9 protein-coding genes are annotated in these 8,111 nt (G+C 51.3%); 4 read left to right on the top strand and 5 right to left on the bottom strand.

What is annotated here, in order from left to right:
* The 3 genes from B2067_RS12145 to B2067_RS12135 all read left to right on the top strand — a co-directional run.
* Nucleotides 1-406, top strand: a 406-nt coding sequence (locus B2067_RS12145; protein WP_301388621.1) for a phospholipase A, incomplete at its 5' end; no start/stop codon positions are given.
* 1 nt (nt 407) lies between these two features.
* Complete coding sequence (locus tag B2067_RS12140; protein ID WP_297532249.1) at nt 408-1,523, top strand: ATP-NAD kinase family protein; 1,116 nt, start codon at nt 408-410, stop codon at nt 1,521-1,523.
* Between the two features lie 124 nt (nt 1,524-1,647).
* A complete protein-coding gene (locus tag B2067_RS12135; RefSeq protein ID WP_297532247.1) occupies nt 1,648-2,178 on the top strand; it encodes a cytochrome b in 531 nt (176 codons plus the stop codon).
* A 70-nt stretch (nt 2,179-2,248) separates the two neighbouring features.
* On the opposite strand, the gene B2067_RS12130 is transcribed toward B2067_RS12135, so the two are convergent.
* The 5 genes from B2067_RS12130 to B2067_RS12110 form a co-directional block, all read right to left on the bottom strand.
* Entirely contained in the window at nt 2,249-4,108 is a 1,860-nt protein-coding gene (locus B2067_RS12130; protein ID WP_297532246.1) for a methyl-accepting chemotaxis protein, read from the bottom strand.
* Nucleotides 4,109-4,221: 113 nt separating this feature from the next.
* The gene (gloA, locus tag B2067_RS12125; protein ID WP_301388619.1) at nt 4,222-4,626 is read right to left on the bottom strand and encodes a lactoylglutathione lyase; all 405 of its coding nucleotides are present in this window, start codon (nt 4,624-4,626) and stop codon (nt 4,222-4,224) included.
* 61 nt (nt 4,627-4,687) lie between these two features.
* Nucleotides 4,688-5,323 (bottom strand): endonuclease III, encoded by a 636-nt coding sequence (gene nth, locus B2067_RS12120; RefSeq protein WP_301388622.1) that lies wholly within the window; start codon nt 5,321-5,323, stop codon nt 4,688-4,690.
* 405 nt (nt 5,324-5,728) lie between these two features.
* Complete coding sequence (dapD, locus tag B2067_RS12115; protein WP_301388618.1) at nt 5,729-6,757, bottom strand: 2,3,4,5-tetrahydropyridine-2,6-dicarboxylate N-succinyltransferase; 1,029 nt, start codon at nt 6,755-6,757, stop codon at nt 5,729-5,731.
* Nucleotides 6,758-6,788: 31 nt separating this feature from the next.
* A complete protein-coding gene (locus tag B2067_RS12110; protein WP_301388617.1) occupies nt 6,789-7,151 on the bottom strand; it encodes an ArsC family reductase in 363 nt (120 codons plus the stop codon).
* Nucleotides 7,152-7,321: 170 nt separating this feature from the next.
* Between B2067_RS12110 and B2067_RS12105 the strand changes: the two genes are divergently transcribed.
* Nucleotides 7,322-8,111: nitrate- and nitrite sensing domain-containing protein (locus tag B2067_RS12105; protein WP_301388616.1), on the top strand; the 790-nt coding region annotated here is incomplete at its 3' end.

Genomic DNA, 8,111 nt, shown 5'->3' with positions numbered 1-8,111 from the left:
GACCAGCACCTTGTCACGAAGCTGGAACCGGATTATCGCAGAAACGGCATTTATCGTAGGGAGTGGTGTGATCAGTCCAAAGGTCTGGTGGCGTATTCCGGAAGGTAAAGAGGCTGACCCTGCAGACCCCAAAGACAACGACAATCCTGATATCGACGATTATCTGGGGTACGGGGAACTCAACTATGTGAAGCTGATGCAGAAGCATCAGTTCTCCATCATGGTGCGGAATAACCTCGACTTTTCTGAAAATCGCGGCGCTGTAGAGCTTGGTTACAGCTTTCCGCTGACCAAGAAAATCAAAGGTTATGCTCAATACTTCAATGGTTATGGCGAAAGCCTGATCGACTACGATCGTTATCAGGAGCGATTCGGTATCGGGATCAAACTGACTGATTGGTTCTGACATGTTGACGCTGGGATTTATTATCAACCCCTTTGCCGGGATTGGCGGGGCAGTGGGCCTTAAGGGCAGCGACGGCCCTGAGATTGTTAAAGAGGCATTCCGTCGTGGTGCGACTCAGAGGGCGTCTGACCGTGCCCGGGTTGCACTGGAATTGCTGTGTCCCTATGCAGACCAGATTCAGTTTCTGTCTTGCCCGGGAGATATGGGACAGGCATTGCTGGATGAAATGAACTTCCGGTATCACCTTGTCGATTTTGAGCCAGCTGTGCCGTCTACTGCGGCCGACACCATCACTGCAGTTCAGCACATTGCCGAAGCGAAGCCAGACGTTCTGGTGTTCGCAGGCGGTGATGGTACTGCACGGGATATCTGTAGCGTTGTTGGTGACCGCGTGCCGGTTCTGGGGATTCCTGCTGGCGTAAAAATTCACTCTGGTGTTTATGGCATATCGCCGAGCGCGAGCGGTGAGGTATTGCAGCGTCTGGTGCAGGGGCAACTGGTCGATATCCGGGAAGCAGAGGTCAGAGATCTTGATGAAGATGCATTCCGCGAGGATCAGGTCCGGGCTCGGCAATACGGTGAAATGCGTGTCGTTCAGAGCGGGCATTTTGTGCAGTCGGTAAAACAGGGCGGTACCGAGTCAGAAGAACTGGTGCTGGCCGATATTGCAGCGCATGTCATCGAAGAGATGGAGCCGGGAGCACTGTACCTTTTTGGCTCCGGTAAAACGACCCAGGCAATTCTTGATGATCTTCACCTTGAATCGACGCTACTAGGCGTTGATGCGGTGGTGGATGAGCAGGTCATTGCCAGTGACCTGAGCGAGTCAGGTATTTGGGCGCTATTGCAGGAATACGAAGAAGCCTACGCGGTTGTCAGTGTCATGGGTGGGCAGGGCCATATTTTCGGTCGCGGAAATCAGCAATTCAGCCCACGTATTCTTACAGCTCTTGGAAAAGATCACTTTTACGTTGTAACGACCAAGACAAAACTGGTGGGGCTCGAGGGACGGCCGCTCGTAATTGATAGTGGTGACGTAGAACTTGACCGTCGTTGGGCGGGAACCCAGACGGTGATCACGGGATATCACGATCAGGTGGTTTATCCCATCATCTGACACAGAGTGAGCTTGAAGAAAGTAAGCCTGATGACATTGTCAGACTCTCGCGACGATGACAAGATATCGCCTTATGAGAGATTGCCAGCCGCTGGCCAAAATTAAAAACAGGAAAGAATTAATAATGCGTAAAGGTGGAAAGTACTACAGTCCGGCAACCAAAATGATTCACTGGTTGATGGCGATTATCATCATTGGCCTGCTGGTCGTGGGGACACTGCTTGAGAATATGGCCAATGGCCCAGAGAAGTTTGAATTGATGGACTTGCATAAGTCAGTGGGTGTTCTTGCGCTGCTTCTCTTTTTCTTGCGTATTCCGTTGCGGATTATTAATCCGGTCAGACCTGTGAGTGGTGTGCCGAAGAGTACACAAATGGTAGCTGGCGCGGTGAAAGGTTTGCTTTATCTTTCAATGTTGTTGATGCCTGTGAGCGGTATCCTGATGAGTCAGTCTGCAGGCTATCCCGTGGCTATGTTTGGTTGGGAAATCCCCACCCTGATCGCAGAAAATGAACAGATCAATGAAATTGCAGGCTTGACCCACGGTATTGTTTCAAAAGTACTGATGGCTCTCATTGCTCTGCATATATTAGGTGCGCTTTACCACCACTTTATCCGTCGTGATGAAACGCTACGTCGTATGATCCGCGACTGAGATTTTGCTGCGCGGCCTTCGATATCGTTTACTTGGGATGATATCGAGGGCCGCTGACCTGTCGCTCTGCTCAGAGTGTAAATCGACTTATCTTCTGTGCCAGCTCCTTAGAAAGACCGCTCAGCACATTCCCTTCGTGCTCGGCTTTTGATGCTTCTTCGCTGCAGCGTTGGGTAAGCCCGTTGATCTTATGAATGTTCTGGCTGATTTCAGCCGCGACCTGGCTCTGCTGCTCTGACGCTGTCGCCACCTGAGTGTTCACATCATTGATACTGAGCATCACTTCTGAAATGCGGTCAAGAATGGCTGCTGACTCGGTCGTTTTCTCAATACCAAAGGTAGATTGAGCCTGCGACCGTTCTACAGTGTCGACGACTTGTGTTGTCCCCGACCGGAATTGCTCAAGTGTGCTGCGGATAGATTCGGTTGATTCCTGGGTACGGCTTGCAAGCGTGCGCACCTCATCAGCCACCACGGCAAAGCCGCGCCCTTGTTCGCCGGCGCGAGCGGCTTCAATAGCAGCATTGAGAGCAAGTAGGTTTGTCTGTTCGGCAATTCCATTAATGACACCAAGAATTTCTGCAATGCTCTCACTGTCTTTCTGGAGCTGTTGTGCTGCAGCTGAGGTGTTTGTGATGTCATTGCTCAGGCTCTGGATGGCATCCCGAGCCTCATCGGCAATCTTCTTACCTTCGCTGATGTCTTTACCCACAGAGGTAACAGCGTCAGCAGCATCCGAGGCGTTACGGGCTACCTGATGAACGGTCTGGGACATTTCATCTATGCAGGTTACTGCACTTTGTAGCTCCTGCTCCTGTTCGTCTGTCACAGTATTAAGTGAGGTTGTGATTGAGCGAAGGGCAATAGCAGTTTCATCGACTGTGGTAGAGGAGCGCAAGACCTGATCAATAGTCTCGCGGAGGCTGGTAATCAGATGGTTGAATGAAGTCGACATCTGTCCCAGTTCATCGGTTGAACCATGAGCTACAGTCTGCGACAGATCCAGGTCTTTCGATATGTGCTGAATGCGCTCTGTGATGCTGATCACCGGTTTGCAGATACTGTTTGAAATCAGCTTTGTAATCGCAAAAATAATGGCAATGATCAGAGCGAAGGTGATGAATAAGGCCTGATAGGTTGAACTGAGTAACTGACTCGCCTCAGTTTGTGCGGCTGTCGCCATAGTTTCCAGGCTTGTCTCTGATTCGCGGATTGATTGACGCATTTCTCCAGACACTCCTGAATCAGCAGTGAGTCCAATTTCTTTCAGTTTATCTGCCAGCGACAAAAAGTCCTTTCTGTACTTCTGCATAAGTGGCACAGAAGCATTGAAGCCGCGCTCCCGCAGCATGGGCACGGTGTCATCAATACGCTGGGTAAAACGATCAACGTACTTAGCATCCAGGCGTAGCATAAAGTCTTTCTCGTGGCGTCTGAGCATTAGCATCTGATAGAGCAACTCGTAGTCGCCGCCCGCTTTTAAAGATTCTTCTACCTGATGAACTGCGTCGCGCAGACTGCCGTAGAGCCCTGTTTTGGGAGTCAGGCCGGCATCGGTTCTCAGAGTTGCGAGGGAGTTAAATGACGCGACGTAATCATTTACTGATTGTTGTAGGCCGTCGACGCCGGAAACATTCATACCCTGAGTCTGCATGTCTGCCCTCAGCTCGGTGAGGCCTTCGGTCAGTATTGATGCTGTACTGGCATGTTTATCAAGGTAAGACGGGTCAAGGCGGGTTAAGAAGTCCTTCTCATGGCGCCTGAGAGTAAGAACACCTTTCTCTACATCAGCGATATCCTGGCGTACTTCTCCGAGTTGTTCAATCGAGGTGAGTTGCACACTGGTGATCAGGCCAAGCAGAATTAGACCCACGAGCGTCACGGCGACGATCAGGTTGTGCTTAGCCTTAATGGATAAGTGGTTGAACATTGCTACTGCCTCATACTGACTTGCATTCAGTGTAGCAGTGGCCTGAAAAGCTGCCTGAATTTTGAACAGGATGTCAGTTCAGTCGGCCGCGAGCGGCTAATTACCCGCCAGAATCAAAGTTCGATGGGAATCGGCTGTTTCTTTTCAATGAGCTCGATTTTGTAGCCGTCTGGGTCCTGGACGAAGGCAATGACCGTGCTACCGCCTTTGACCGGGCCCGCTTCACGGGTCACAGTTCCACCGGCGTTGCGGATGGCCTCGCAGGTATCTGCTGCATCATCAACCTCTATTGCGATGTGACCGTAACCTGTGCCCAGGTCATACTCTGATTCATCCCAGTTGTAGGTCAGCTCCAGAACGGCACCTTCTTTCTCTGGTTGATAGCCTACGAACGCCAGGGTGTAGCGGTACTGCTCGTTATCGCTCTTACGCAACAGCTGCATACCCATTACTTCGGTATAGAAGCTGATCGAGCGATCGAGGTCGCCGACGCGCAGCATAGTATGCAATATTCTCATTGTTTCTCTCCTTTAGTCCGGGTTATCTCTGACTGGGCTGTATCTGGTTGGGCTACTTCGGTCAGTCAGACGTCTTCTGTTTAAATTCACACAGATCTTCGATGACGCAAGACCCACACTTCGGCTTGCGTGCCACGCAGGTGTATCGCCCATGAAGAATCAACCAGTGATGGGCATCCATCAGAAATTCTTTCGGCACCAGTCGCATGAGACGCGCTTCAACTTCATCCACGTTCTTTCCTGGGGCAATTTTAGTGCGGTTTGATACCCGGAAAATATGGGTATCGACGGCCATTGCTGGCTGCCGGAAGGCGGTGTTCAGTACGACGTTGGCCGTCTTTCGTCCGACACCGGGCAGAGCCACGAGTTCGTTACGCGTCTGCGGGACTTCACCTCCGTGGCGTTCTAGCAGGAGCTCGGCCATTTTGACGACATTCTTAGCTTTGCTGTTAAACAGGCCGATGGTTTTGATGTACTCCTTCAGGCCTTCTTCTCCGAGCGCAAGTATCTGGGCGGGCGTGTTTGCGACGGGAAACAACTTCCGGGTGGCTTTATTTACGCTTACGTCGGTAGCTTGCGCTGACAGGGTTACAGCGACAAGTAACTCATAGGGGGAAGTGTACTCAAGCTCAGTTTCCGGATTCGGATTCTCGTTTCTGAGACGGGTAAAAATTTCAATACGTTTGTCTTTGTTCATAGTCATCACATCAGGTTCCATGCTCATGATAACAGTTGAACCTGTCAGAAAGGAAAAAGCCCTGCCTCCGGGGAGAGAGCAGGGCTTAGTGGTGATCGACAGGCTTACTTTTCGTTATTCAGCGGCTGTTATTTTTATTTTTGCCAGCTGTGCCCGTTCGTTACATCTTATCGACGTGGTGTTACCGACAGCGTTTTGGAGTAGGTTCTCGCCGGCGGGTATTTATAGGTTAGTCAGTAAAATGGGTAACGAAAGGCGATTTCGTGCAAATACACAAAATATACGTTCAGTGATTACATTGCAGTAACACTGGTTACGTTCGGGATAAAAACGTAGGCAAATAGACCTGAAAGGAGTTGTCCGACCAGGCCGGACCTGATCGGACTCAAGAGACCGACGACGGGATCAGTTGTTCGCGTGAAGCTCTTCATTCAGAGCAATAGCGCTCTTATTGGTAACGCATTGAACGGCGCCTGTAATAGAGTCACGACGGAACAGCAGGTCTGATTTACCTGCGAGGTCACGCCCTTTAACGGTTTCTACGATGTTTTTCTGGTCGTCGAGTACCTGAATCTTGGTACCAGCCGTCACATACAAGCCTGCTTCGACGGTGCAGCGATCACCTAGAGGGATACCGATACCGGCGTTGGCGCCCAACAGGCACTTCTCGCCGACAGAGATAATGATGTTACCACCACCAGACAGGGTGCCCATCGTAGAGCAGCCGCCACCCAGATCAGAGCCGTCACCAACAACGACGCCCGCAGAGATACGACCTTCAACCATAGAAACACCCATGGTGCCCGCATTAAAGTTAACGAAACCTTCGTGCATGATGGTTGTGCCCTCACCGATGTAGGCACCCAGACGAACGCGAGCAGTGTGCGCAATGCGTACGCCGGCAGGCACCACGTAATCGGTCATGCGTGGGAACTTATCTACACTGTTTACTGACAGCAGTTCACCTTCGAGTCGGGCCTGCAGCTGAGCATCAGCCAGTTCATTCAGGTCGATAGCGCCTTTGTTAGTCCAGGCAACGTTTGGCAGCAAGCCGAAGATACCGGCAAGGTTAACGCCATGTGGCTTAACCAGGCGGTGAGAGAGCAGGTGGAGTTTGAGGTAAACTTCTGGGGTAGATGATGCCTGATCATCAGACTCCAGGATTGTCACAACTACAGGGCGCTTGCTTTCAGTGCATGCACGCGCAAGCTTGGCTTGCTCGCTATCGGCGCCTTCAACAGCAGAAGCAAAGGTGCTCAGCTGGTCTGAATTGACGCTGATTGCTTCGTTACCGCCGGTGTAGCCGAGAGCAGAGCGTGCAGCTTCAACGATGCCGTCAGCTGGGTTAAGCAGAGGCTTCTGGTAATAAACCTCGAGCCATTCACCTTTACTGTTGTGAGTACCAACACCGATGGCGATTGCGAATGTGGTCATGAGTATTCCTCAGGTAGTCGTTTAAATGTTGTTATTTCAGGCGGGCTTCGTAGTCGTCTGCTTTGAAGCCAAGCACACGCTCACTGCCAGTATCCAGAAGTGGGCGCTTAATAATCGAAGGGTTGTCGAGTATGACTGCTTTCGCCGTGGCGTCATCCATCGTTTCACGGGTACTTTCATCCAGCTTTCGCCAGGTTGTTCCGCGACGGTTGATCACCGCTTCCCAGCCAAGTTCATCCAGCCAGGCATCCAGCTTATCCGCCGGTACACCTTCTTTCTTATAGTCATGAAAGTGGTAGTCGATGCCTGCGTCAGCCAACCATTTAAAGGCCTTCTTCATGGTGTCGCAGTTTTTGATACCGTAAATCGTCAGCACGGGGTATCCCTTATTCATGTCATAAATCGGTGCGGATGATACCAGAATGGACAGGCTGGATCAGCAGGTGCTGTGCTTTGCCGGGCCAACCTGAGCGGGAAGATTGTTCACACTGCTTTTATTGGACGAATCGCGGCTTGCAGAGTGCTTCGGCGGGTCTACGCTTAAAGCCAAAGAGGAGGTCTGCCATGTCGCCAATCAAAAGTCTGAGCATTCGTGCAAAGCTGATGTTGCTAATTTTGCCGTTACTGGCAGCTCTGGTGGTAACTGACGTACGTTTATTGCAGTCCATGGGGAGTCGTATAGCAAGCTTCAGCCACATCGAAGTGCTGGTAACCTTGACTCAGCTCAATAGTAATCTGGCGCATGAGATGCAGAAAGAGCGGGGTATGTCAGCGGGCTTTCTGGGCAGCGGTGGGAAGTCCTTTGCACAGGCAATCGTTAAACAACGCCAGTTGGTAGATGCTCGCCGCGTCGATTGGGAAGCTTACATTAGTGACCACTCGCTGAAAGATTACCCTGGTGTTGAGCAAGAGATTAAGGCGGCTGAGAAGCGTCTGGAGCGCCTTGCTTCGGTGCGTAAATCGGTCACAGATCAATCGGTTGAGCTGGGTGAAGTGCTCAAGTTCTACACTGGCACAATCGCACATCTTCTGAGCGTTCCTGCGCAAGCTGCCCACTATTCTGAGGATGCAAAAGCCACGCTTAGCCTCGCGGCATACTATTCGTTTTTACAGGGTAAGGAGCGGGCTGGCATAGAGAGAGCGGTACTTAGCAACGCGTTTGGTGCAGACCAGTTTAATGGAACTCTTTATCCACGTTTTGTACGCCTGGTGTCCGAACAAGAGAGCCACTTTCGTGAGTTCGCTGCTTTCACTGATGATGATGGGGCGACATTGTGGGAGCGGTTCAATGTCAGTGCAGAAGTTGTTGCAGTCCAGAAGTATCGTGATATCGCCCACAGGCAGTCTGGCACCG

The organism is Thalassolituus sp. UBA2590 (assembly GCF_002339775.1).
Taxonomy (GTDB): Bacteria; Pseudomonadota; Gammaproteobacteria; order Pseudomonadales; family Oceanobacteraceae; genus Thalassolituus.
Note: the sequence above shows the minus strand (reverse complement) of the source record. Positions and strands in the feature narration are given on the sequence as shown.